Here is a 24366-nt window from a genome sequence, read left to right on the forward strand (position 1 = left end):
GTCTACTCCCCCGCCTTCTCAACCATGGCGGCGAAGTCAGCGGCCTTGAGCGAGGCGCCGCCCACCAGCGCGCCGTCGACGTCCTCCTTCTCGAGGAAGCCGGCGATGTTGCCGGGCTTGGCGGAGCCGCCGTACAGCACGCGGATGCCCGCGGCGGTCTCGGCGCCGAAGACGTCGACGAGCGTGGCGCGGATGGCGCCGCAGACCTCCTGGGCGTCGTCGGCCGTGGCGGTCTTGCCCGTGCCGATGGCCCAGATGGGCTCGTAGGCGATCACGTACTTGGAGGGATCGGCGATCTCGAGGCCCTCGGTGTCCTTCTTGATCTGGTCGACGACGAACTCGACGTGCTTGCCGGCCTCGCGGACCTCAAGCGACTCGCCGCAGCACGAGATCGGCGTGATGCCGGCGGCCATCAGGGCCTTCGCCTTGCGGTTGACGTCCTCGTCGGTCTCGTGGAAGTAGTCGCGGCGCTCGGAGTGGCCGATGATGCAGTAGGTGGCACCGGCGCTCTTGAGCATGTCGCACGAGGTCTCGCCGGTGTAGGCGCCGGAGGCCTCCCAGTACACGTTCTGGCCGCCGAGCGCGATCGGGGCGGCCTGGATGCGGTCGTTGACCGTAGTCAGGTCGACGGCCGGCGGGCAGACGACGACCTCGACGCCCTCGGGGACCTCGGGCAGGGCGCAAGCCAGCTCGTCGGCGAGCTTGGCGGCGCCGGCCACGTCGTTGTTCATCTTCCAGTTGCCTGCGATGAGGCGGGTGCGGTTACTCGGCATCGTTCAGAGCCTCCACTCCGGGAAGGGCCTTGCCCTCGACGAGCTCCATGGAGGCGCCACCGCCGGTGGAGATCCAGCTCATCTTGTCGGCCAGGCCGAACTTGTTGATAGCGGCCACGGAGTCGCCGCCGCCGATGATCGAGGTGCAATCGGAGTCGGCCACGGCGCGCGCGACGGCCTCGGTGCCATGCGCGAACTGGTCCATCTCGAAGACGCCCATGGGGCCGTTCCAGAACACGGTCTTGGCGCCGGCGATGGCCTCGGTGTACAGCGCCTCGGTCTTGGGGCCGATGTCCATGCCCATGCGGTCCGCAGGGATCTTGTCGGAGTCGACGACCTCGCCGACCGCGTCCTCGCCGAAGTGGTCGGCGACGATGTTGTCGATGGGCAGCAGGATCTTGACGCCCTTGTCCTCGGCCTTCTTGAGCATCTCGCCGGCGCGCTCGATCCAGTCCTCCTCCTTCAGGGAGGTGCCGACAGCGTAGCCCTTGGCCAGGAAGAAGGTGTAGGCCATGCCGCCGCCGATGATCAGGGTGTCGGCGGAGTCGATGAGGTGGTCGAGGACGCCGATCTTGGAGGACACCTTGGAGCCGCCGACGATGGCGACGAACGGGCGCTCGGGCTCGGCGAAGATGCTGGTCAGGGTGTCGACCTCCTTCTCAAGCAGGAAGCCGGCGACCGCGGGCAGGTACGCGGCCGGGCCCACCACGGAGCCCTGGGCGCGGTGCGCGGTGCCGAAGGCGTCGAGCACGAACACGTCGCCGTAGGACGCGAGGATCTTGCCGATCTCGGGGTCGTTCTTCTTCTCGCGCTTGTCGAAGCGGACGTTCTCGAGAACAAGGATGTCGCCCGGCTCGAGGGCGTCGACCGCGGCGGCGGCCTTCTCGCCGTAGGTGTCGTCGACGAACTTGACGTCGAAGCCGGTGAGCTCGGCGAGCTTGTCGGCAGCCGGCTTCAGGGAGAGCTCGGGCTCGGGGCCGTCGCCCTTGGGGCGGCCGAGATGGCTCATGAGGATGATCTTGGCGTTGTGCTCCTTGAGGTAGGAGATGGTGGGGATGGCGGCGCGGACGCGGGTGTCGTCGGTCACGACGCCGTCCTTCAGGGGCACGTTGAAGTCAACGCGCATCAGGACGCGCTTGCCGTCGACATCGATGTCGCGAACGGTCTTCTTGGTGAAAGCCATGTGCATCTACCTTTCAACTTGATGCATCCGCGAAAGCGGAGTGCATATGAAAAGAGGGCGCGACCTTGGGGCATACGCCTTAAGGCCGCGCCCTCTCAATTCAAGACGCTAAGAAGCTCTGGTCGGGATATGCTTAGCCGACGAACTTCTCGAAGTACTTGATGGTGCGGACCATCTGAGAGGTGTAGGAGTTCTCGTTGTCGTACCAAGAAACGACCTGCACCAGGGTCTGGCCGTTGCCCAGATCGTTGCACATGGTCTGGGTGGCGTCGAAGATGGAGCCGTGGGTCTCGCCGATGATGTCGGTGGAGACGATGTCGTCCTCGTTGTAGCCGAAGGTCTCGGAGATGGTGGCGGCGTAGGCCTTCATGGCAGCGTTGACCTCGTCAGCGGTGACCTTCTTGTCGACGACGGCGTAGAGGTTGGTCAGCGAGCCGGTCGGGGTCGGGACGCGCTGGGCGGCACCGATGAGCTTGCCGTTGAGCTCGGGCAGGACCAGGCCGATGGCCTTGGCGGCGCCGGTGCTGTTGGGGACGATGTTGATGGCGCAGGCGCGGCTGCGGCGCTTGTTGCCCTTGCGCTGCGGGCCGTCGAGCGGCATCTGGTCGCCGGTCCAGGCGTGGATGGTGGTCATGATGCCGGCCACGATCGGGGCGAAGTCGTTCAGGCCCTTGGCCATCGGGGCGAGGCAGTTGGTGGTGCAGGAGGCGGCGGAGATGATGTTGTCCTCGGCCGTCAGCGTCTCATGGTTGACGTTGTAGACGATGGTGGGCAGGTCGTTGCCGGCGGGAGCGGAGATGACGACCTTCTTGGCGCCAGCATCGATGTGGGCCTGGGCCTTGGCCTTGGAGGTGTAGAAGCCGGTGCACTCGAGCACGACGTCGACGCCCAGCTCGCCCCACGGGAGGTTCTTGGCGTCGGCCTCCTTGTAGATGGTGATCTGCTTGCCGTCGACGGTGATGGAGTTCTCGTCGGAGGTGATCTCGTGATCGCGAGCGTAGTTGCCCTGCGTGGAGTCATACTTCAGCAGGTACGCAAGCATGTCGGGGGACGTGAGGTCGTTGATAGCAACGATCTCGGAGCCCTCGTGACCGAACATCTGACGGAACGCGAGACGACCGATGCGGCCAAAGCCGTTAATCGCAACCTTTACTGCCATGCTTGTCTCCTTTCGCGAGGCCCCCGCAGGTTCCCTTGCCTGCCGCTGAGGCCTACAAACAAACCTCTTAGAATATACCGTTTTTTCGTGATGAGTTTCACGACAATAGGGGTCGAATTGAGAATTTTCAGAGCTTTGAATTGCTTCAAAACCGCAGGAAAACGGCTATTGAAGCGATTCATTCATATCGGGACCAGCGGCTTCGACGAGCTTTTCCAGACGCAGCACGCGATGGTAGAGCGCCGACTTCGAAAGCGGGGGGTCGGCAATCTCTCCCAGATCGCGAAGCGACAGGTCGGGATGCGATTCGCGCAGGTCGCAGAAGGCCGACAGGGCCGAGGGAAGCGACTGCCTGAGCCCGAGCGCGTTCACCTGCTCGATGAGCTCCATCTGGCGCTGGGCGGCGCCCGCGCTCCTGCCCTGGTTGGCGAGCTCGGCGTTCACCCGGCGATTGACGGCGTTTTTCACCGACTTGACGACGCGCGCCTCCTCGATCTCGGCGACCGAGCGCTGCGCCCCCACCTCGCGCAAAAGGCGCAAGATGTCGTCGGCGCTCTTGATGTAGACGGCGAACGAGGAGCGGCGCCGGTTCACGCGGGCGCGCACGCCCACCTGCCCGATGAGGTCGGCGAGCGCATGGGCGAACTGCTCGCCCTGCACCGAGATCTCCAGGTGGAAGTCGCCGCGCGGGTCGGCCACGAAGCCGCCCGCGATGAGGCTGCCGCGGATGTAGGCGAGCCGGCAGCAGTCGCGCGCGACCACATGGTGCGGGATGCCGCGCACGAGCGTTCCGGAGCGGTCGAGGATACCCAGCAGCACGAGCGCCTTCTCGAGGTCGGGCTGGTCGGGCAGGGCGATCAGGTAGTTGCGGACCCGGTGCAAGACGCTCTTGCGCACGGTGAACTCGGTTTTGAGCTTGAGGATCTGATGGGTGAGCCCGATCATGGTGCGCGCCACGGCGCCCGTCTCGGTCGCCACCTGCAGGCGGTAGTGGCCGCCGCCGCGCACGCTCAGGGTGCCGCAGACGCGGGCGAGCGCCGCGAGCGTCGCGATGTTGCAGTACTCGCAGGTCGGCGCGCAGCGCGCGAGCTCGTCGCGCACCTCGGCGGTAAACGACATCTATCCACCCCTTCTCAGGTATCGGGTCGGCACGAACCTTCAGACGTGCGGGCGTCAGTGCGCCTCGCCCGTGGCGGTCCGGTTCGCGCGCGGGAGGTCGCGGTGCGAGATGCTCACGTGATAGGACTGGCGCTCAAGGTAGTGCGCCGTCGCCTCGGCGATGGCGACGCTTCTGTGCTGTCCCCCCGTGCACCCGATGGCGATCGACAGCTGCGGCTTGCCCTCGGCGACGTAGCCGGGCATCACGGCATCGAGCAGCTTGAACCAGGCGTCGAGGAACTCCTTGGTCTTGGGGTTCTCCAGCACGAACGTCGACACCTTCTCGTCGAGCCCCGTCAGCTTGCGCATCTCGGGGTCATAGAAGGGATTCGGCAGGAAGCGCACGTCGATCATGATATCGGCCTCGACGGGCATGCCGTGCTTGAAGCCGAAGGAGAACACGCGCACGTCCATGAGCTGCTGGTCGGTCAGCTCCGAGAAGGCGACCAGCAGCTTGGCGCGCAGCTCGCTCGTGCGCAGGCGCGTGGTGTCGATAATCATGTCCGAGCACTCGCGGATGCTCGCCAGCTGCACGCGCTCGCGCTGGATGGCGTCGGCAGTGGTCTCGCCGGGCATCGCAAGCGGGTGGCGGCGGCGGTTCTCGTTATAGCGCCGCATGAGCACCTCGTCCGAGGCCTCCAGAAAGACGATCTTGCAGCTCATCTCGTGATCGCGCAGCATCTGGATGGCATCTTGCAGCTCATCGAACAGACCCTGGCTGCGCAGGTCGCACGTGACGGCGAGATGGCGCCCGATGCCCGCGTTGATGCCCACGAGCTCGGCGAGCTGCAGGATGAGGCGCGGCGGTAGGTTGTCGATGCAGAAGTAGCCCATGTCCTCGAACACGTGCATGGCCTGGGTGCGCCCCGATCCGGACATGCCCGTGATGACCACGACGTCAGGCACGCGGTCGGCAAGCTCGGCCTTGGTGATGGGGTTGTCGTTGGCAGCGGGCATAGAAGACCTCCTCGGGCAAACGCACTCTTTTCAGTATACCCGGGTGGAACTTTTTGGGACGGGGTCATTTGCCCCCGGCTGCCGGGAAGCAGGTGGCCCCGTCCCAAACAGCTCCGCGGGGCCGGCAGGTGCGCCGGCCCCGCGGAGCGACGTCGTCTTCGACCGAAGCGGCTACTTCTCGACCTCAGCCTTGAACCAGGAGGTCAGGCTCGTGGGATGCGCGATGGCGCCGCCGATGCCCGTGCCCACGGCGACGACCAGGCAGCTGGACGCCTTGCGCCCGCCGCCCCAGCGCGCCTCGCCCAGGGCGTGCGCGTGCACGTCGTTGAGCACGCGGCACGGCAGGCCGCAGGCCTCGCTCACGGCAGCGGCGAGCTTAGTGCCGCCGATGTCGACGGCGGCGATGGTCATCTGTTCCATCGCGGACTCCTTACCTTAAGCGAGGGCGCGCCGGGGCCAGCGCATGCGCGACGGCCCCGGCGCGGTACCAACCTGCATGCCAGTAAGAACCACTTTCACGACGTGGTCTTTTAGGGACAGGTGATTTTTATTCACGCCGGTGCCCTCGCACCGGCGTGAATAAAAATCACCTGTCCCTAAAAGACCAAAAGCTCAGGCGCGCAGCGTGTCGTAGACCGCCTGCGCCACGGCGCGCGGGACGCCCTTCACGGCGGCGATGTCGTCCACGCTTGCCGCGCGCAGCTTCTTCATGGAGCCGAAATGCCGCATGATCGCCTTCTTGCGCGTGGGCCCCACGCCCTCCACCTCGTCGAGCACGCTCACGGTCATCGCCTTGTCGCGCAACTCGCGGTGGAACGTGATGGCGAAGCGGTGCGACTCGTCGCGCACCTGCTTGATCAGGTACAGCGACGCCGAGCCCGACGGCAGCACGACCGGCGTATCGTCCCAGGGGACGAACACCTCCTCGTCCGCCTTGGCGAGGCCGCACACCGGGATATCGAGCCCCAGCTGCTCGAGCTGGTTCATGGCCGCCGTCAGCTGAGGCTTACCGCCGTCGACCACGAGCAGGTCGGGACGGGACCCGAAGCGCTCGTCGGCCATGCGCTCCGGCGCGTAGCGGCGCCCGAGCACCTCGGACATGGACACGAAGTCGTTCGCCTCGGTGAGCTCGGTGCGGATCTTGAACCGACGGTACTGGCTCTTGTCGGGGCGGCCGTTCGTGAACACGACCATCGAGGCCACGGTGAAGCGGCCGTGGATGGTCGAGATGTCGAAGCATTCGATCCGCATGGGCGGCTCGTCGAGCGCCAGCGCGCTCTCGAGCTGCAGCAGAGCCTGGTTCGTGCGGTCGTCGGCATAGCCGGTGCGCATCATGTAGCGCATGAGCGCATGGCGGGCGTTGCGCTCGCACATCTCGAGCAGGTGCCGCTTCTCGCCGCGCTGCGGCCGGTGCAGCGCGCACTTGCGCCCCCGCTTGGCGGTGAGCCACTCGCCGATGACCTCCGCGTCCTCCAGGTCGACCGCCACGTCCACCTCGGAGGGAATGTCCGCCGTCTCGTCGTAATAGCGCTTGACGAAGCCCGAGACGAGCTCCTCCTCCGCCACGTCGAGGCCCTTGTCCAGGATGAACTCGCAGCTGCGCACCGTGCGGCCCTCGCGCACCACGAACACGCACGCCCCGGCGATCGTCTCCTCGCGGTAGAACCCAATGAGGTCGATGTCCACGCTCGTGGGGAACACGACCTGCTGGCGGTCGTCGAGCCCGTCGATGACCTCGAGCCTGCGCTTGATGCGCCCCGCCCGCTCGAAATCGAGGTTCGCGGCGGCCTCGGCCATGTCATCCTTCAGCTCGCCCACCAGCTCGCGGCGCTGGCCCGATAGGAAGCGCTCCACGCGCCGCACGCTTTTCGCGTACTCCTCAGGAGCGATCATGCCGGCGCACACCCCGGGGCCGCGGCCCACGTGGTAATCGAAGCACGGGCGCCCCTTCTGCGCGCAGATGAGCCCGATGATGTCCGCGTCGTCGGGATGCTTGGCGAGCAAGCGGTTCACGCGCTTCCATTCCGCGCACGTGCCCGAGCAGATGGGGCAGATCTTGCGCAGCGTGTCGATCGTCTCGCGCGCGGCGCGGGCATCGGTGTAGGGGCCGAAGTAGCGCGTGCCGGGCCTGTGCTTCTCGCGCGTGTACTTGATGGCGGGAAACAGGTCGCCCTGCGTCACCGCGATGTAGGGATAGCTCTTGTCGTCCTTGTAGTCGACGTTGAAGTACGGATGGTACTGGCCGATCAGGTTGCGCTCGAGCACCAGCGCCTCGTGCTCGTTGTCGACCACGATGTAGTCGAAGCCCGCCACGAGCTGCATCATGAGCGGGATCTTCTCGCGGTCGTCGGTGAGCATCACGTACTGCTTCATGCGGGCGCGCAGGTTCTTGGCCTTGCCCACGTAGATGACCTCGCCCTCAGCGTTTTTCCACAGGTAGCAGCCGGGATCGGTCGGCACATGGGCGACCTGCTCGGCGATGTCGGGATCAAGGCCCGGGGCGAGTGCCATTCTCGTGACCTCCTGTCGAAGACGGGTGCTAAACGCTATGATGGCTATCGTACTATAGCCTCTGAAAGGTTGATGCATGGCGCATACCGAACACGACGCCGACATCGTGCCCGTCATCCTGGGCGGAGACATCGGCGCATACGCCATCGGCCGCGAATTCCACGAAGCCTACGGAACGCGCGCCGTCGCCGTGATCCAAGATCCCATCGGCATCATTCTGCATTCCCGCATCTTCGAGCACGAGCGCGTCGAAACCATCGGTGCCGACGACGTGCGCGCCGCGCTCGAGCGCATCCACGCGCGTAACCCGGGCAAGACGCTCGTCGTCGTCACGAACTCCGAGCCCTGCATCCCCGCCATCTCGGCGATTCGCGACGAGCTCCCCTACGTGGTGACGCCCACGCCGCGCCCCGAGGTCATCGAGCAGGTCTCGAACAAGGACCGCTTCAACGAGCTGTGCCGGGCAAACGGTCTCGACGTGCCCGAAACCGAGCTCGTCCGCCTCGCCGGCACCGATCCAATCGCGCCGAGCGAGCTGCCCTTCCCCGTGGTCGCCAAGCCGGCGCTCTCCCCCGAGTACGCGCACTTCATCAACCAGGGGTTCAAGAAGGTCTACTTCGTCGAGCGCCAGGAGCAGCTCGACGAGCTCTGGCGCGACCTGCGCGCCGCGGGCTTTGCCGGAAGCTTCCTGGTCCAGGAGCTGATCGGCGGCGACGACACCTATATGGACTCGATCACGCTGTATATCGACAGCACGGGCACCCCGACGCTGTTCGGCGGAGCCAACGTCCTGCTGGAAGACCACGCGCCGGCCATGCTGGGCAACCCCGTGGCGATGATCACCGCGCCCATGCCGGGCATCTGGGAGCGCTGCGCCAAGATGCTGTCGGATATCGGCTACCGCGGCTTCGCCAACTTCGACGTCAAGCGCGACCCGCGCACGGGGCGCTCGCTGTTCTTCGAGGTGAACCCGCGCATCGGCCGCAACTCGTACTACAACTGCGCCGCCGGCGCCAACCCCATGCGCTTCTGCGTCGAGGACCTCGTGCACGGGAGGCGCGTCGAGCCGGTCCGCATCGACAACGAGATCCTCTACACGCTCGTGCCGACGAGGCTCGTGCGTCGCTACGTGCGCGACCCCAAGCTGCTCGCGCGCCTCGACGCGCTCATCCGCGCCGGCCGCGTGTACGACCCGCAGCGCTACCGCGCCGACGCCGGGCTGCGCCGCATGATCGACGTGATGCTCACCGAGCTCAACCAGGTACGCAAGTTCAAGCGCTACTACCCCGAACCCACCGACACGTCGTTCTAGGGAATCGCTGATCGATTGCTTTCGCGGCGCCCGGCACCGGGCCGCCCGGCGCGGAATGAATTGATCAGCGATTCCCTGGGAAAGCGCGGGATGGGTTGAAACGAACCCGTCCCCAAATGACCCATCCGCAACGTGAGCCGCGTAAGCGAACCATCGACTGTACGCTATGGTAACGCCGCCCTAGCCCCAGTAGATCACTTAAAGAAGTGGCGGTAGAGCGTGAGCGCGCGCTCCCACACGGCGAACAGCGGGCTCAGCGGCTTGTCGAACGTGCCGATCCACATCGTCGGCTCGTTCACGAACAGCATCTTGAACTTGCTGATGCCGTCGTTGAACAGGCCGTTCAGGTCGTAGAGCTTGGCGCCCGCCTTCTTGGCCTCGCACATCGCGTGCCATTTCAGCAGGTAGTTGGCGCGCAGGCGCTTGCCCTCGTCGTTCACGCCTCCCCACAGCTCGAAGGCAGCCGCGGGCATGGTGATGTTCCACAAAAAGGCGAGCAGACGACCCTCGACCTCGGCCACGAACAGCTGGTTGACGTCGGCCATCGCATCGAACGCCTTGTAGTAGTACTCGTCCTCGTGGATGAAGAAGTCATCCTGCTCGGCGGTGTTGTGGTAGAGCTCCATGATGCCCGGCAGATCCTCCCGCGTGGCGACGCGGATCTCCACGCCGCAGCGCCCCGCCTTGCGGATGTACTGGCGGGCCTTCTTGGAGTGGATGCTGGCCATGATGGCATCTTCGTCGGGCGTCAGATCGAGCGTCGCCGTGTTCGGGATCAAGATCTTGTTCCCCTCTTTCCAGCCGTCACCCAGCTTGATGCCCGACACGCCCGGGTCGATCTTGAGCGAGACGGCGTGCACGTGCGCGCGGCACCACTCGGCGATGAGGTCGGCGGCGCGCGGCACGTCCTCGTCGCGCTCCGTCACCGGGCCGCGGGCAGCATAGCAGATGGAGCGAAACGGCCACGGCAGCTTGCGCTCGAGCACCTGTGCCGCGCAGACGAACTTGCCGCCGTCCTCGCACACCACGCGGTGCGCCATCCACGAGCCCGTCTGCTCCTTGAGCGAGCCCCATCCCCACGACTGCATGGGGTGACCGTTGTGGGCCCGCAGAATCGCGTCCCAGGTCTCCTCGTCGTTGATCAGACGATACTCCATGGCAGATACCTTCCCTTGCGAATAAGCAGCCCCGCGTGGCGCCTAGGCGCGGCGCAGCAGGCCTGCGGCTTTATCGAACAGCGCGTCGAAGAACGGTGCCTCCGACTTGTGCAGCACGTACGCGCTGCCATAGGTCACGAGCAGCGCCGGGATGCCGGCAGCCGCAGTGTACACGAACCCGCGGACCATCGAGCCCTCGACCGGGCCCATGAAGTTCGTGAGCGCCCACAGGATCGCGGCGCCGACGGCAGACCCGAGCAGGCCGAACGCGAGCGAGCGGACGCTCGAGGCCACGACCTCCATCATACCGAAGGCACCGATCTCCTTGCGGATATGCAGGATGGTAACCGCATCGACCGCGATGAAAAAGAACGTCGAGGAGAACGGCACAACGTACAGGCCGTACAGCGGCGTGAGCACGATACAGAACGACACCTGGACCACGGCGGCCACGCAGGTGGCGATCGCGTAGAACTTCATGCGCATGAGCGACGAGCAGACCTTCTGCAGATAGGTCGACAGCGCGTAGAACGGCAGGGCGATCGACTGCACGCGCAGGTACATCGAGGTCATGGCGGCGTCCTCCGCGTCGAAGCCGCCGATGGCCGCGATGAGGCAGGGCGCGAACACGATCAGAAGCATCGCGCACGGGATGAGCGTGAACATGAGCTTGCGCATGCCCGAGGCCACCGCGCGGCGATAGGCGTCAAGACGGCCCGCGACGTGGTAGTTGGACAGCTCGGTGAACATCGTCACCGACAGCGGAATCGCCAGGATGGAATACGGCAGCACGTACCAGACGCGCGAATAGTACGAGATCGCGGCGCCGTTGGCCGTGCACTGCAGGGCGCACGACGACTGGACGGCGCTCGTGGGGAACGACGCGAAGGTCACCACGAGCGTGGGCAGGCCGATGGCGAGCGTCTCCTTGATGGCCGGATCGTGCAGGTCGATGCGCAGGCGCAGGTGCACGCCATGCCGCGCGAGGGCGGGCAGCTGGACGAAGACCTGCGTGGCGACGGCGAGCGGGTTGCCGATGGCGAGGATGATGAGCGCCCGCTCCCAGTCGAGGATGCCGTTGTTGACCACGTACGCGTACAGCAGAAACGACGCGATCGTGATGACGTTGTTCAGAATCGGCGCCGCGTTGCTCCAGAAGTAGTCGCGTTCCGCGTTCAGCACGCCCGAGATGATCGACGACAGGCCGTACAGGATGATCTCGAACGCGAAGAACCGGAAGAACCAGACCGCCAGATCGAAGTTGAAGTCCTCGCTCGCGCCGGCCGATTGGGTCCAGATGACCGGCCCCGCGAAGATGAAGCACAGAATGGACATGGCGCCCATGAGCAGCAGCACGAGCGAAAGCAGGTTGGACGCGTAGGCGGCCGCGCCGTCCCGGCCGAGCCGCTTGCGAACCGACAGGTACACCGGCAAAAAGGAGGTGATGAGCATGCCGCCCATGACGAGCTCGTAGAGGAAGTTCGGCATGGTCGAGGCGACCGTGTAGCAGCTCGCGACCGCCATGAGCGCACCCGACAGCGCGTTGGCCTGCGCCATGGTGCGCCCGAAGCCCGTGATGCGACTGATGATGACGAGCAGGCTCACACCGTTGGCCTTGCGGGAGGCCAGCTGCTCGACCTCCTCCTCGGTCTCCTCCTCGTCGGGGTCGGCGGGGGCGAAGTCGTCCAGCGCGGGGAGGTCGCCCGTGGTCTGGTCCGCGGTATCGGGGCAGGCGATGACGCCATCGGCATCGACGGTCTCATCGGATGCGAACGGAGCGGACGGCACGTCGGCTCCCTCGAAACCGGACTCCATGCCCAGCCGGGCGCTCTCGGCGGCGGTCAGGTAGGCGATGGTCTCGTCGGGGCGCGGCGCGTATCGCCGTGCGTGGCGCGCCTCCTGGCTCTGAGCGGCCAAGATGAACTGCGTGGTCTCATCGGGTGAGGACGAGGCCACCGTCATGTGGCTCGGCGCAGTCATGTGGCTCGGCGCGGCCGCATGGGCGCCGCGCACCGTCTCGTCGGCATCTTGGGATCGGGGCGCAAAGTGCGCGCCGCGCGGTTTCGGCTCGTCCGCGTTCGTCTGGAACTCGTCGTCCATCGCATCCCCTATTCGTCAATAAAACGGGACCCCGGGAAACCCGGGGTCCCGCCGCTTCGGACAGATGTGTGTGGAGGCAGGAACCCTTACACCGGAGAACCGCCGCCGGCGAAGTTGCCGCCCGTGGACAGCGTGCCGACCACGACGCCGACGCCCGGCATGGACGCATGGACGTACTGGCCGCCGCCGATGTACATGCCCACGTGGTAGATGGAGCTGCCGCTTCCGCCGTAACCCCAGAACACGAGGTCACCGGGGCTCAGCGCGCTGACGCTGTACACGAGATGGCCCTTGGAGGAGACCAGGTTGTACTGCGACTGGGAAGAATGCGGGATGGAGATGCCCATCTGGCGATAGGCGTAGGAGGTCAGGCCGGAGCAATCGAACGAATCCGGACCGGAGGCGGCCCACACGTAGGGCTTGCCGACCTGGGCGAGCGCGACGTCGACGACACCGGAGGGCGCGTTGCCGGAATCGGTGTTGCCCGTATCGGTCGGGGGCTCAGGCTCAGGCTCGGGCTCGGGGTCGGGCGTCGTCACGGTGTTGTCCGAACCGCCGCCAGACGGCGTGTTCGGAGTCGAGGGGCTCGAGGTGCCCCCGGACGGGGTCGACGCATCGGGCGTGTTCGCGTCCGTGTTGGTATCGCCGCCCGTCGTGGTATCGGTGGTGGAACCGCCGTCGCTGTTATTCTCCTGCTCCTGGGCGCGCTCGGCCTCGGCCGCCGCCTCGGCAGCGCGAGCCGCCGCCTCGGCCGCAAGCTGGGTTTGCAGCTCGCTGTCGAGACCGTTGTAATAGCTCTGCTGGGCGGAGAGCTTCGTCTGGACCTCGGAGGTCTTGGCCTCCTGGTCGGACACGAGCTGCTTCTGCTCGGCCTCCTGGGCCGCAAGGGCGCTCTGCTTCTCCTCGAGTTCGGCCTTGGTCGTCTTGACCGAATTCACGAGCGCGGCGTCCTGCTCGGCAACCTTGTTCGCGTAGTAGACACGCGAGAAGAGCTCCTCGAAATCGGACACGCCCAGCACCACGGACATCAGGTTGAAGCCGCCCTGCTTGTACAGGACCGAGACGCGGTCGGAAAGCGCTGCCTGCCCCTCCTCGAGCTCGGCCTGCTTGGTGGCGATATCGCTTTCGGTCTGCTTGATCTGCTCCTGGATGGAGGCGAGATCCTCCTGCACCTGGAACAGCTGGTTGTTGGCATACTCAAGTTCCTGGGTATAGGTCATGAGCGTGGAGTAGGCCTCGTCAACCTGGTCTTGAAGCGTCGCGGTGGGCTCAGCATACAGAGCCACCGGAACCGTGCTGAACGTCAGAGCACCGGACAGCAGAAGCGCGAGCGTGGTTCGGGTGCGTTTGAGCTTCATGCGCAAAGATCCTCTCGATCGACTAGATGCAGGCTCTACTATAGCAATGTTGTCACGTCCCGGCTAACGTGCTTCCCCCGAACGCAAAGAGCCTTCATGCCACCGGTACAGCAAATCCACATATCTTTAAAGTTCAAGTCAAGCTTGAGAGGGTGCGAATTAAGGGCGATTCAGTGCGTCCGCGGCGCATCCCATCCAGTGCAAATCGGGGGACGTACCTTCTCCGTGCAAACATGCACGGAGAAGGTACGTCCCCCGATTTGCACTAAAAAAGGGCCCTCGCGATGAGGGCCCTGAACGTGCTCTGGAGCCGGCGGCAGGAGTTGAACACTGCACCTTCGGTTTACTATACCGATGCTCTAGCGTTAAGCTACGCCGGCGTGCGGTGCATGATTATAGCAGCGGTACCCTCTCGGGCAAGGTCCCACAAGCGACCTACACAACTACGGGAAACGCTGAATATAGAGCCTCAAGCACCGCGGGCCGGGTCGGCCGGGCGATCGACCGTACGCATATGGAACACCGCCCTGTCGACTGTACGCTATGGGGCGGCGTTCCCATAGCGTACAGTCGACAGGGCGGCTCCGCGGGACAGGCGGGAGGCGCCCGAACCGTGCGGGCATCGGCCTATTAATCAGCGCTTCCTAGCGGCAGATGGGCGCGACGACGGCATCGGTCACCCGTATGAGGTCGTCGGTTGCCAACGTGAGGCTCAGGCCCCGACGCCCGCCCGAGATGTTGATGGTGTCGAACAGCACGCACGTCTCGTCGAGCAGCGTCGGGAAGCGCTTCTTCATCCCGATGGGCGAGCAGCCACCGCGCACGTACCCGGTCACGCCGACCAGGTCCCGCACGTGCATCATGGACAGGGATTTGGCCCCCGCCGCGCGCGCCGCCGCCTTGAGGTCGAGCTCCTCGGCAACCGGAATGCAGCAGACCACGTGCCCGCCCTCCGGCGTCTCGGTCACGAGCGTCTTGAACGACTGGTCCGGGTCCTCGCCCAGCATCTGCGCGATGGCGATACCCAGGCCCGAGGCCTCCTCCCCGTCGTCCTCGTAGGTGCGCGCCTCATAAGCGACGCCCGCCCGATCGAGCTCGCGCATCGCATTGGTTTTCTGCAGCTTCGCCGCCTTCATCGAACACCTTTCTTCCGCAATCCCCGACCGGAGACGCCACCGCGCCCGCGAAGGCGCGGCGCGGCGGCGTATCTCTCAGCGCTCCTCGAGCTCGGGCGCCTCATGGCCCGCCTGGCGGGCGCGGTCGCGCTCCAAGATGGGGCCCAGGAACCTGCCGGTGTAGCTCTCCTTGCAGGCCGCGACCTTCTCGGGCGTGCCGGACACGACGATCTTGCCGCCGCCGTTACCGCCCTCGGGCCCCAGATCGATGATGCGGTCGGCGACCTTGATGACGTCCAGGTTGTGCTCGATCACGAGCACCGTGTTGCCCGCGTCGACCAGGCGCTGCAGCACGTCGATGAGCTGGCGCACGTCCTCGAAGTGCAGACCCGTGGTGGGCTCGTCTAGGATATAGAAGGTGCGCCCCGTCTGCTTGCGGTGCAGCTCCTTGGCGAGCTTCACGCGCTGCGCCTCGCCGCCGGACAGCGTGGTGGCGGGCTGGCCCAAGCGCACGTAGCCCAGGCCCACGTCGAACAGCGTCTGCAGCTTGCGCTTGATCTGCGGGATGTTCCCAAAGAACGCGAGCGCCTCGGTCACCGACATGTCGAGCACGTCCGAGATGGACTTGCCGCGATAGAGCACCTCGAGCGTCTCGCGGTTGTAGCGCTTGCCGCCGCAGACCTCACACGGCACGTAGATGTCGGGCAAGAAGTGCATCTCGATCTTGATCTGGCCGTCGCCCTTGCACGCCTCGCAGCGGCCGCCGGGCACGTTGAAGCTGAAGCGCCCGGGACTGTAGCCGCGCGCCTTGGACTCCGGCACGCTCGCGAACAGCGCGCGCAGGTCGTCCCACAGGCCGATATAGGTCGCCGGGTTCGAGCGCGGCGTGCGCCCGATCGGCGACTGGTCGATGTCGATGACCTTGTCGATCTCCTCGATGCCCTCGATCGCGCGGTACGGCCCCACAGGGCGCGCCGAATGGTGGATGGCGTTGGTGAGCGCCGGCGCGATCGTGTCGGTCACAAGGCTCGACTTGCCCGAACCCGACACGCCCGTCACCACGGTGAACGTGCCGAACTCGATCTTCGCCGTCACGTTCTTGAGGTTGTTCGCGCGCGCCCCGCGCACCACGAGCGCGCCGCGCCCGGGGTCGCGGCGCTCCTCGGGCAGGCGCACCATGCGCCGGCCCGTGAGGTACTGGCCGGTCAGCGACGCCGGGCAGGCCATGATGTCGGCCGGCGTGCCCGCACACACGACCTCGCCGCCGTTCTCGCCCGCGCCCGGCCCCATGTCCACCACGAAGTCCGCCGCGCGGATGGTGTCCTCGTCGTGCTCGACCACGATGACCGTGTTGCCCAGGTCGCGCAGGCGCTCGAGCGTGGCGATCAGGCGCTCGTTGTCACGCTGGTGAAGGCCGATCGAGGGCTCATCCAGGATGTAGAGCACGCCCATGAGACCCGCGCCGATCTGCGTGGCCAGGCGGATGCGCTGGGCCTCGCCGCCCGACAGCGTGGCCGACGCGCGGTCGAGGGTGAGGTAGTCCAGGCCCACGTCCACCAGGAAGCGCAGGCGCTCCATGATCTCCTTGACGATGCGCCCGCCGATGAACTGCTGGCGCTCGTTGAGTTCGAGCGCCTCGAAGAACTCGAGCGACTCGCGGCAGCTCATGCAGCACACGTCGTGGATGGACTTGTCGCCCACCGTGACGGCGAGCATCTCGGGGCGCAGGCGCGCGCCGTGGCAGGCGCGGCACGGCTCCTCGCGGATGTAGCGCTCCAGGCGCGCCTTGGTGTTCTCGTTCGTGGTCTCGATGTAGCGCTCGTACAGGATGTTGCGCACGCCGGAGTACTTGGTGAACCAGTGCGTGTCGCGGCCGTCCTGGGTGTGGTAGTCCACGCGCATCTTCTTGTCGCCCAAACCGTCGAGGAAGATCTTCTTCACGCGGGCGGGCAGGTCGCGCCACGGCGTGGCGGGGTCGACCTTCAGGTGCTTGGCCAGCGCGCGGAAGATCTGCGGATAGTAGTTCGACTTGCCGAAGAAGCTGCCGAACACGCCCTCCTCGATGGAGAGGTTCGGGTCCTCGATCAGCGCCTCGGCATCCACGACCTTCTTGAACCCCAGGCCGTCGCACTCCGGGCAGGCACCGTAGGGCGCGTTGAACGAGAAGTCGCGCGGCTGGAGGTCGTCGATGGAGTGACCGTGCTCGGGGCAAGCGAGCGCGAGCGAGTAGGTGAGCAGGTCGCCCGGCGTGCCCTCGGGCGCGCCGCGGTCGGGCAGCAGGTAGACCGCCACGTTGCCGTGCGCGAGCTTGGTGGCCTGCTCGACGGCCTCGGCGATGCGGCCCACGCTCCCCTCGCGGATAACGATACGGTCCACCACGACCTCGATGGTGTGGCGGAACTTCTTGTCGAGCTCGATGGGGTCATCGAGGCTGCGGACCTCGCCGTCGATGCGCACGCGCGAGAAGCCCTCGCGGCGCAGGTCGTCGAGCAGCTTGGCGAACTCGCCCTTGCGGTCGGAGACCACCGGCGCGAGCACGAGGGCGCGCCGGTCCTGCCCCGCCTCGAGGATCTTGTCGGCCACCTGGTCGGTGGTCTGGCGCTCGATCACACGCCCGCACTCGGGACAATGCGGTGTGCCCACGCGCGCGAACAGCAGGCGCAGGTAGTCGTAGATCTCGGTGACCGTGCCCACCGTGGAACGCGGGTTTTTAGACGTGGTCTTCTGATCGATGGACACCGCCGGCGACAGGCCGTCGATGGAGTCCAGATCCGGCTTGTCCATCTGGCCCAGGAACTGGCGGGCATAGCTGGACAGGCTCTCGACGTAGCGCCGCTGGCCCTCGGCGTAGATGGTGTCAAAGGCCAAGCTCGACTTGCCCGAGCCGGACAGACCCGTGATGACCACGAGCTCGTCGCGCGGGATCTCGACGTCGATGTCGCGCAGATTGTGCTCACGCGCGCCGCGGATAACGATAGATGAATCAGACATGGGAACCCTTTCGGCGTGCCATGGAATATGCAGCCTTTGAGTCTACCCCTTTTGAATGCGGACATGTGTTCGTGCTTTGCGCCGCCACGGATTGCCCACGTCATGTTCGGGTCATCGATGGGTCATTTGGGGACGGGTTCGTTCCAACCCATCGGCGGACTACACGGCCGCCGATGGGTTGGAACGAACCCGTCCCCAAATGACCCATCCCTCAGGCGCTATACGTCAATCGTCACCAGCTTGCGCGTGGGCATGACGGACAGGTAGAGGTCGTAGGAGCCCGGCTCCACCGGCTGATGATACGTCGCAGTCACGCCCCCCGATGCCTGGTCGGCAAGCGTGTCGCGCGTCAGCAGACCGGCTGAAAGCGGAATATGCGTCGTGTAGCTCGTATGGGGCAGCACGCCCGTAGAGGCCGCATAGGGAGATTCCGCTAAAGCCGGCTCCGCTTGGCTCCACAGCTTCGTGTCAACACGCATGAGCCCGCTCCCATCCGGTTTGACGAGGCTCATGAGGGAGATGTTGAACCCTCCCTGGTCGGGGGCCTTGTCGGAATCGTTGGTTATGGTCACGGTCAGGCAGATGATCGAGGCCTCGTCGAGCCCCTCGACCGTTTGCGCCCCCTCGACACCATAGGCCCGCACGTAGTCGTTGTACGACATGGTCTGCGCACCGTCGATGCGCAGCGAATAGCCGGCGGTATTCTCCGTGGCATCAGCAAAGAACCCACCTTCAAGAGCCACGTTGTCCCCTATCCCGTAGCGCTCCGTGGGGTACCGGATCGCCCGTGCGTTCACGTCGTAGATGCGCCATGCGCACGCAGCGACGATCACCAGCGCCGCGCACACAAGGACAAACAGCTTTACGCGCCTCATAGAGCAGGCACCTCCCGTGCGTGGCGACGGACGGGAGAGCGCGGCGCAGGCGCGGCGTCCGTGCCCGCAGGGCCAGCTTTCCGCACCGTCTCGCACTCGATGACCCGACCGTCTTTCATGCGGACGATCTCGTCGGCCATGCAGCGCAGCACGTCCGAATCATGGCTCGCCACGACCGCCATGGCTCCGCGTCGGCGGATATCGGCCGCGATGCGCCCCATGAGATCGAAGCCCGACTCGTCCAACGCGTTGGTCGGCTCGTCCAGCACCACGAGCTGGGGTCTCCCCATGATGGCGGCCGCGATTCCCAGGCGCTGCCGCATGCCCAGCGAGAACTGCCGGTAGCGGCGGCGGTCATCGGGATCGAGCCCGACCGCCGCAACGCAGCGGCGGATGTGCTCCATGTCGACGCCATCCGACATGGCGGCGATGAACCGCAGATTGTCCACCGCCGTGTACCTGCCCAAAAACGCGGGGTTCTCTATCAGCACGCCCGCATGGGGGACAAAATCGATATCTCGGCCCAAGCGTTTGCCGTCATATTCCACAAACCCGCGATCGAGGTACATCAACCCTGTTATCGCGCGCAGCAGCATGGTCTTGCCCGAGCCGTTGGCCCCGCACAGCCCCACGACCTGCCCCGAAGAACACGACAGGCTGACCCCATCGAGCACTTTGATGCCGCGTACCGTCTTTTCCGCTTCACGCACAATCAGCTCACTCATCGCGCGAACCTCCATAGATCGTCATACGGGAAACCAACAGGCCACCCACCGCCACGGCGATCCACGCCACGGCCAGCGACAAGGCGAACCCGTCGTTCATGGGCAAACCCTCCACATAGGCGCCGGCAGAGCGCCCCGAGATCAGGTAGTTGCCCGGCAGCAGCGGATGCTCCACCATGCCCGATGCAAAAAGCACGCCCATGCACAGCAGATAGCCCGGCATGCGCTCAACGCGCACGGACACCGCCAGCTGCACGAGCATCATGCTGGCGCAGATCGGGACGGTCAGCAGCATCAGCGGCACCATGGACATGCCGGGGTATCTGGCAGACGACGAAGAGGGAACCATAATCATGGCGTATTCCGACATGAATTCTGAAGCCTGCGCACCGAACGCCCAAGCCGTCAGAATGAGTCCCCCAAAGAGCAGTACCCAGAACGCAGCAACCACGGTGCACACCCAAGCGCATTTTGCGATCCACCACGCCCAGCGGCTTCCCGAGGCCACGACCCCGCGGTATCCTGCACCCAAAAGATCGGCGCGCGGGAACTCCAACGTAGCGGCGAACAGCACCGCAAACGAGAAGAACCACGGAAACGTGATGGCAAGCGGCCTGCCCTGAATGAGCAGCCACAGGTCCACAGGGTTGGCAAACTGAAACGTCAAGGCAACGTAGTCAGCAAACGTAAAGGAGGAGAGGTCGTTGCCGGAGTACGCGCAATCCCCCGCAGCGGCAATTCCGTAAACGATGCCCAGGACCAGCGCCGCAACAAGATACGGTCGCACAGAGGGTAGGCCCACCCGCAGGTCCCGGGCATACAGCCTGAGCGTCCTCATAGGTAGCACCTCCTCTTGAAAAACAGCGCGGGCAACAGCAGGCTCAGGGCACCGTAGACAACAAGCGAGGCCGCCATGCCCTCCAAACTGGTGATCACCCCTTCGTAGCCCGTGGGGACCAGAAGGGTGAACAAATCGAGCGAGCGCGAGGCGTCCTGTACCAGCAGGCGGCTGAGCGCAACCGTTGCGTAGTTGACGAACAACTGGGCGGCAAAGCCCCAAAGGAACAGCTTGGTCGCATTGCGCGCAAACAGCGACACACCGAGCAGAGCGGTCGCCCAGATCCCGCTGAACAGGAACGCCGTAAGCGTCCATACAGCCAAAAAGAGCAGCGGCTGGGTAAAGTACAGATCGCGAAACGGCGTGAGCCAACTAATGGGCACCGCGAGGAATACGTACGAGATGGGATCGGGTGCCCCATAGGGGGCGACGAGCGCCGCTGCGAGCGCGCTCGCAACCAAGGGGACCAGCGCGACGAGACCCGCCGCGATAAAGCAGGCAAAAGCCTTTGCGCCGTAGTAGCGCCGATTGGTCAGGCGCGACAGCGCGTGCTGCTGATAGCCCGATGAGCGCTCCTCTACCAGCGATCCCGCTCCCGGCAAAAGGCAGAGCAGCGGGAGCAGAAAATAGAGGGCGACCGAAGACGGCTTGAGGTCGGTACCCACCCAGTAGTTGACCATGAGACGGCTTTCCATGCCGTATCCTTTGGAAGGGTTTTGGACCGCATACCCGTACCACTCGCTATACGAGAGATAATTCAGGATGGCGCTTAGGGCGACCAAGACCAAACAGACGACAACTGGCACCGCAAACCAAGGCGAGACGATCATGCGCTCCAGCTCGCTTGAGCAGAGCCGCAAGACGTGCGAAGCGCGATGACGTTTGGAGGCGCTAGCGATGGAATTCACGGCCATTACCCCACCTCCGGCACGCCAAGGTGCACTGTGCAGTGCCCATCAGAGCCAGCATCGCCAAAATACAGTACAAGCGGCTCGTCAACGGGATACGACCCGTCTTCGGCACGCGACTCAATCGCCCAACCTAGCGTGACCGTTTGCGTCTGTCCTTGCGGAATGGCGATAACAGAATGGTTATTGATGATGTCTTGCTCGGGTTCCCCGCTGTTATAGATCAGCGTTCCGTACACGAGATCCCGCGCATAATTGCCCTCTTCATCGGCGTCAACCCTAAAACTGAGCGACGACACATCAGCGCAAAGCGCAATCATGCCCCCATCCCTCAGTTCGTCATTATCTGACAAGGCGTCGACATTCGTGATCTCCAAGTCCATAAACAGGTAGCGCGCTTCATTCGTGGGAAGGTTGCCGGTCCAGTCGCCCAGCCCAGCGTCTTCGAGAGAAGAGAACCATCTGAGGTTTGACACCTTCAACGCAAGAGTCCCGAACCAACCCAGTGTCTCAAGATAGGTGCCGGAATATTCCTCGTTATCCGGAAGCCTCCAATCGATGCCCTTGAGATCAAACACGTCGCCGACCTGGTAGTCCTTATTATGCTCCGCCTTAAATGCGGCAACGCGCTCCTGCTCAGCCTGAAACGCCTCCGCGTACACGTGCGACGCGCCCGTCGGGCCGAACATGTGCAGCACCTGCGCTGACGCTCCAACCACACACGTCGCCGCAAGGAGCACAGCGCCGCGATAACGCCTTCTCATGGGCCCCTCCAATGCGGAATCATGGCGGAAACGCCTCACGGCGCTTCCGCCCTGTAGCCAACTACCAAATATTCGGGTTGCAGTAGCCATTCAAAGGCGTATAGTTATAAAGGCTATCCGGACTCCAAACGCCATCGATCGTCCCAGTGTTCTTCATTCCCCATCCTGTTAACTGGGAATTTGCGACCCCGGATTGCCCAAACCGTTCGTAAACGAGATTCCTGATGCAAAAGTGCCCTTTCAGGCCACGATTGACTACCGCATCGGCACCACCCATGCAACCTTCTCCTTCCATGAAAGAGGTCGTGGCGACGTCTGTCGCCTTGAGAACAACCATGCAGAAGAAGCGGAAGGATGTCTGTAGACACGGGGCTTCGAGCCGGGCTAGCGGCTGTCTACAGGCCGGTGACCTGCTGGATGATGGAGAGGACCCCGCTTATCCCGCGGACATCCAGTGCGCGATACGCGTCGCGCCTCACCGCGTACACCGTACTCGCAGAGTAATTCACCGATGCGGCGATCTGCTTGAGCGTCTTGCCCTCAAGCGATCCTATGAGGACGTCGACCTGCAAATCCGACAGCCCCCGTGCCCGCAGGGCGTTCACCGCTCGATCGGCGGGCAGACGCGAGAACTCGTTTCCGACCGCGTCTCGGTGCGCCGACGCGACGACCTCTGCCCACAGCACCGCGAGCGCGATGGCGGCGAGTGCCACCGCGATACCGAGCACGAAGCTGAACGCCAACTGCGCCTGCCGCTCCGCGATGACTCGATCGGTCACGAGCATGATGTTCATCTCGTCGTACAGCCAGCTGATGGGACCCACGCCGATCATGCCGCCGACGCTCAACCCGCCGAGCAGAGCGTGGGAGAAGCGGCCCACATATCCCGAACGATGCAGCTCGACGACCATCCCAGCCACGGCTCCCGCAAGAACAACCAGTATGAGAGCATAGTTCTCAATGAGCTGAGCTGCCGCGATCGAGCCGATCAAGCACAAGGCAAGTGCGACGCTTAGGGCAGTTCGGCCCAGATAGGCGAGCATGCCGACCGTGCAAACGGCCAGAAACCCTATGAGCAGAAGAAACTGCTCAACGGGGGCGATGAACGGCCATACCGAGCCCTTCCAGAACACGAACAGCGACAGCCCTAGCACGGCTGCGATAACAACCAGGCAGCATGCCGTTACCGCAGGAAACGCGGAATCCTCCCGCACCGCGTCCAGCACGACGAGCGCATCGGCCATCGCAAGCGCCGACGCCAGCATCACGATCGGCAGCGCATCGATGCACAGCGCCTGAGCCGCGCACTCGGCCACGATGCATGCGGCGAGCACGACCGTCCGGATGCGCATCGATCGAATCGTGCCGCCCCATGGGCCGCTCAGCCTCGAGGCGAGAAACGGTCCGATCGCGACGACCGAAAGCGTCGCGCACACATTCAGGGGCGTGAACCACACCGCCTCGCGCGCATGCCACGGAAACATTCCAGCAAACACGCAAAGAGCGAGCGCCTCCATCGCAAATCTCCAGCGAGCATACAGGGCATCGTCAGCATCGGCAGCAGCCACTGGCGCCGCCTCGCGGCGCGCAAGCTCGCGGGCCTCCGCCACAGACGAAACACCCATCTTTGCCCACGCGCGACTCTGCAGGTTGCGTACCGTGGAGGCGCTGATGCCCATCGACTCGGAGGCGGCACGCGAGCTCACACCCTCAAGCGCATACACGACGGCTTCGCGCTCTCGATCCGAAAGCCGCCAGGCATTTTGTATTTCATATTCCTGCTCCGCATGGTCGTTGTGGTCGACTCGAGTCTCGGGCCTGCAGCGCTGTTTGAGCAGGCGGCTGGCGGCAAGGCCCGCTGCAAACACCGCGGCACATGCGAGAGCACACAGGGGTATGTGGTCGAGCGCCACAAAGACGGCATTTGGAAACAACCGCAACAGGACATGACCGAGCGCCTCACCGTACATGAGCCCTGCAAACAGCGTGGCAAATCCTCGTGCACCTCCCCATCTTGCCGCGGCCGCCCCCAGAGCGCACAGCGCGAGAGCGGGCACCAGCAGCGATCCCATCGCTGCAACGTCAGCGCTCGCAGTGGCGATGCCAACGGCGTATGCGCTGACAAGAGCGAACGGGGCCGCCAACACCATTCTGAATATCCCTACGATGGCGCAAGCGCCGATGAGCGGAATTTGGGCATATCCTCCCCTGTCGTCCTCAGGTTCGCGCCGGATGTACCGCCTGAAACTCAGCACCAGCACCATAACGGAGCACAGGGGCAGCACCGTAAAGCAAAGCGTCCACAACGGCAATGCAAGCAAGAACAGCTTCACCTCGAGCGGAAGATGCGGCCACACGACAGAGCCCACAAACGACAGGGCATAGAGAAGCGCCGCGACCCCCAGCCCGATGCGATCAGTGCACCGGGCGATGCGCTCCCGAACAGATCGGGTCATCGATGGGTCATTTGGGGACGGGTTCG

The 24366-nt window shown here is 64.8% G+C and carries 19 protein-coding genes and 1 tRNA gene; 1 reads left to right on the plus strand and 19 read right to left on the minus strand.

Features of this window, described 5'->3' with window-relative positions; translation table 11 throughout:
* Window positions 1-2 precede the first annotated feature (2 nt).
* From tpiA to uvrC, 7 genes are all read right to left on the minus strand, one after another.
* Window positions 3-773: a triose-phosphate isomerase gene (gene tpiA, locus QVN30_RS08065; RefSeq protein WP_289836013.1), complete on the minus strand. Its 771-nt coding sequence runs from the start codon at window positions 771-773 to the stop codon at window positions 3-5.
* Entirely contained in the window at window positions 763-1956 is a 1194-nt protein-coding gene (locus QVN30_RS08070; RefSeq protein WP_289827353.1) for a phosphoglycerate kinase, read from the minus strand. Before QVN30_RS08070 ends, tpiA begins: the two co-directional genes overlap by 11 nt.
* Window positions 1957-2089: 133 nt before the next feature.
* A complete protein-coding gene (gene gap / locus QVN30_RS08075) occupies window positions 2090-3115 on the minus strand; it encodes a type I glyceraldehyde-3-phosphate dehydrogenase (protein WP_289836014.1) in 1026 nt (341 codons plus the stop codon).
* 165 nt (window positions 3116-3280) lie between these two features.
* The gene (whiA, locus tag QVN30_RS08080) at window positions 3281-4234 is read right to left on the minus strand and encodes a DNA-binding protein WhiA (protein ID WP_066834479.1); all 954 of its coding nucleotides are present in this window, start codon (window positions 4232-4234) and stop codon (window positions 3281-3283) included.
* 54 nt (window positions 4235-4288) lie between these two features.
* Window positions 4289-5230 carry an RNase adapter RapZ gene (rapZ, locus tag QVN30_RS08085; protein WP_289836016.1) on the minus strand — a complete coding sequence of 314 codons (942 nt, stop codon included), beginning with the start codon at window positions 5228-5230 and terminating at the stop codon, window positions 4289-4291.
* A gap of 171 nt (window positions 5231-5401) precedes the next feature.
* A complete protein-coding gene (locus QVN30_RS08090; RefSeq protein ID WP_435051633.1) occupies window positions 5402-5650 on the minus strand; it encodes an ROK family protein in 249 nt (82 codons plus the stop codon).
* 192 nt (window positions 5651-5842) lie between these two features.
* Window positions 5843-7741, minus strand: coding sequence for an excinuclease ABC subunit UvrC (gene uvrC, locus QVN30_RS08095; RefSeq protein WP_204565038.1), 1899 nt, complete (start codon window positions 7739-7741; stop codon window positions 5843-5845).
* Between the two features lie 76 nt (window positions 7742-7817).
* Here uvrC and QVN30_RS08100 point away from each other — a divergent pair, with 76 nt between their 5' ends.
* Window positions 7818-9053, plus strand: a complete 1236-nt coding sequence (locus QVN30_RS08100) for a carboxylate--amine ligase (protein WP_289836017.1) — start codon at window positions 7818-7820, stop codon at window positions 9051-9053.
* Between the two features lie 194 nt (window positions 9054-9247).
* Here QVN30_RS08100 and QVN30_RS08105 read toward each other — a convergent pair whose 3' ends face one another.
* The 12 genes from QVN30_RS08105 to QVN30_RS08160 all read right to left on the minus strand — a co-directional run bounded on the left by QVN30_RS08105 (window position 9248) and on the right by QVN30_RS08160 (window position 24340).
* Entirely contained in the window at window positions 9248-10210 is a 963-nt protein-coding gene (locus tag QVN30_RS08105; RefSeq protein ID WP_289836018.1) for a lipid II:glycine glycyltransferase FemX, read from the minus strand.
* A gap of 42 nt (window positions 10211-10252) precedes the next feature.
* Window positions 10253-12310 (minus strand): murein biosynthesis integral membrane protein MurJ, encoded by a 2058-nt coding sequence (murJ, locus tag QVN30_RS08110; RefSeq protein WP_289836019.1) that lies wholly within the window; start codon window positions 12308-12310, stop codon window positions 10253-10255.
* Window positions 12311-12396: 86 nt separating this feature from the next.
* Window positions 12397-13668 carry a C40 family peptidase gene (locus QVN30_RS08115; protein WP_289836020.1) on the minus strand — a complete coding sequence of 424 codons (1272 nt, stop codon included), beginning with the start codon at window positions 13666-13668 and terminating at the stop codon, window positions 12397-12399.
* A gap of 305 nt (window positions 13669-13973) precedes the next feature.
* A tRNA-Thr gene (locus tag QVN30_RS08120) sits at window positions 13974-14048 on the minus strand.
* Window positions 14049-14312: 264 nt separating this feature from the next.
* Complete coding sequence (gene ybaK, locus QVN30_RS08125) at window positions 14313-14804, minus strand: Cys-tRNA(Pro) deacylase (RefSeq protein WP_289836021.1); 492 nt, start codon at window positions 14802-14804, stop codon at window positions 14313-14315.
* Between the two features lie 75 nt (window positions 14805-14879).
* On the minus strand, window positions 14880-17774 hold the full coding sequence (uvrA, locus tag QVN30_RS08130) for an excinuclease ABC subunit UvrA (protein WP_289836022.1): 2895 nt from the start codon (window positions 17772-17774) through the stop codon (window positions 14880-14882).
* 218 nt (window positions 17775-17992) lie between these two features.
* Entirely contained in the window at window positions 17993-18649 is a 657-nt protein-coding gene (locus QVN30_RS08135) for a DUF5028 domain-containing protein (RefSeq protein WP_289836023.1), read from the minus strand.
* Entirely contained in the window at window positions 18646-19374 is a 729-nt protein-coding gene (locus tag QVN30_RS08140; protein WP_204571515.1) for an ATP-binding cassette domain-containing protein, read from the minus strand. Before QVN30_RS08140 ends, QVN30_RS08135 begins: the two co-directional genes overlap by 4 nt.
* A complete protein-coding gene (locus tag QVN30_RS08145) occupies window positions 19367-20212 on the minus strand; it encodes a hypothetical protein (protein ID WP_087200704.1) in 846 nt (281 codons plus the stop codon). Before QVN30_RS08145 ends, QVN30_RS08140 begins: the two co-directional genes overlap by 8 nt.
* Window positions 20209-21126, minus strand: coding sequence for a hypothetical protein (locus QVN30_RS08150; protein ID WP_204571514.1), 918 nt, complete (start codon window positions 21124-21126; stop codon window positions 20209-20211). The genes QVN30_RS08145 and QVN30_RS08150 overlap by 4 nt, the downstream gene beginning before the upstream one ends.
* Window positions 21126-21884, minus strand: a complete 759-nt coding sequence (locus QVN30_RS08155; RefSeq protein WP_204571513.1) for a hypothetical protein — start codon at window positions 21882-21884, stop codon at window positions 21126-21128. The genes QVN30_RS08150 and QVN30_RS08155 overlap by 1 nt, the downstream gene beginning before the upstream one ends.
* Before the next feature lie 395 nt (window positions 21885-22279).
* Window positions 22280-24340, minus strand: a complete 2061-nt coding sequence (locus tag QVN30_RS08160; RefSeq protein ID WP_289836026.1) for a LuxR C-terminal-related transcriptional regulator — start codon at window positions 24338-24340, stop codon at window positions 22280-22282.
* Window positions 24341-24366 lie beyond the last annotated feature (26 nt).

It is taken from the genome of Collinsella ihumii, assembly GCF_030385545.1.
Lineage (GTDB): Bacteria > Actinomycetota > Coriobacteriia > Coriobacteriales > Coriobacteriaceae > Collinsella > Collinsella ihumii.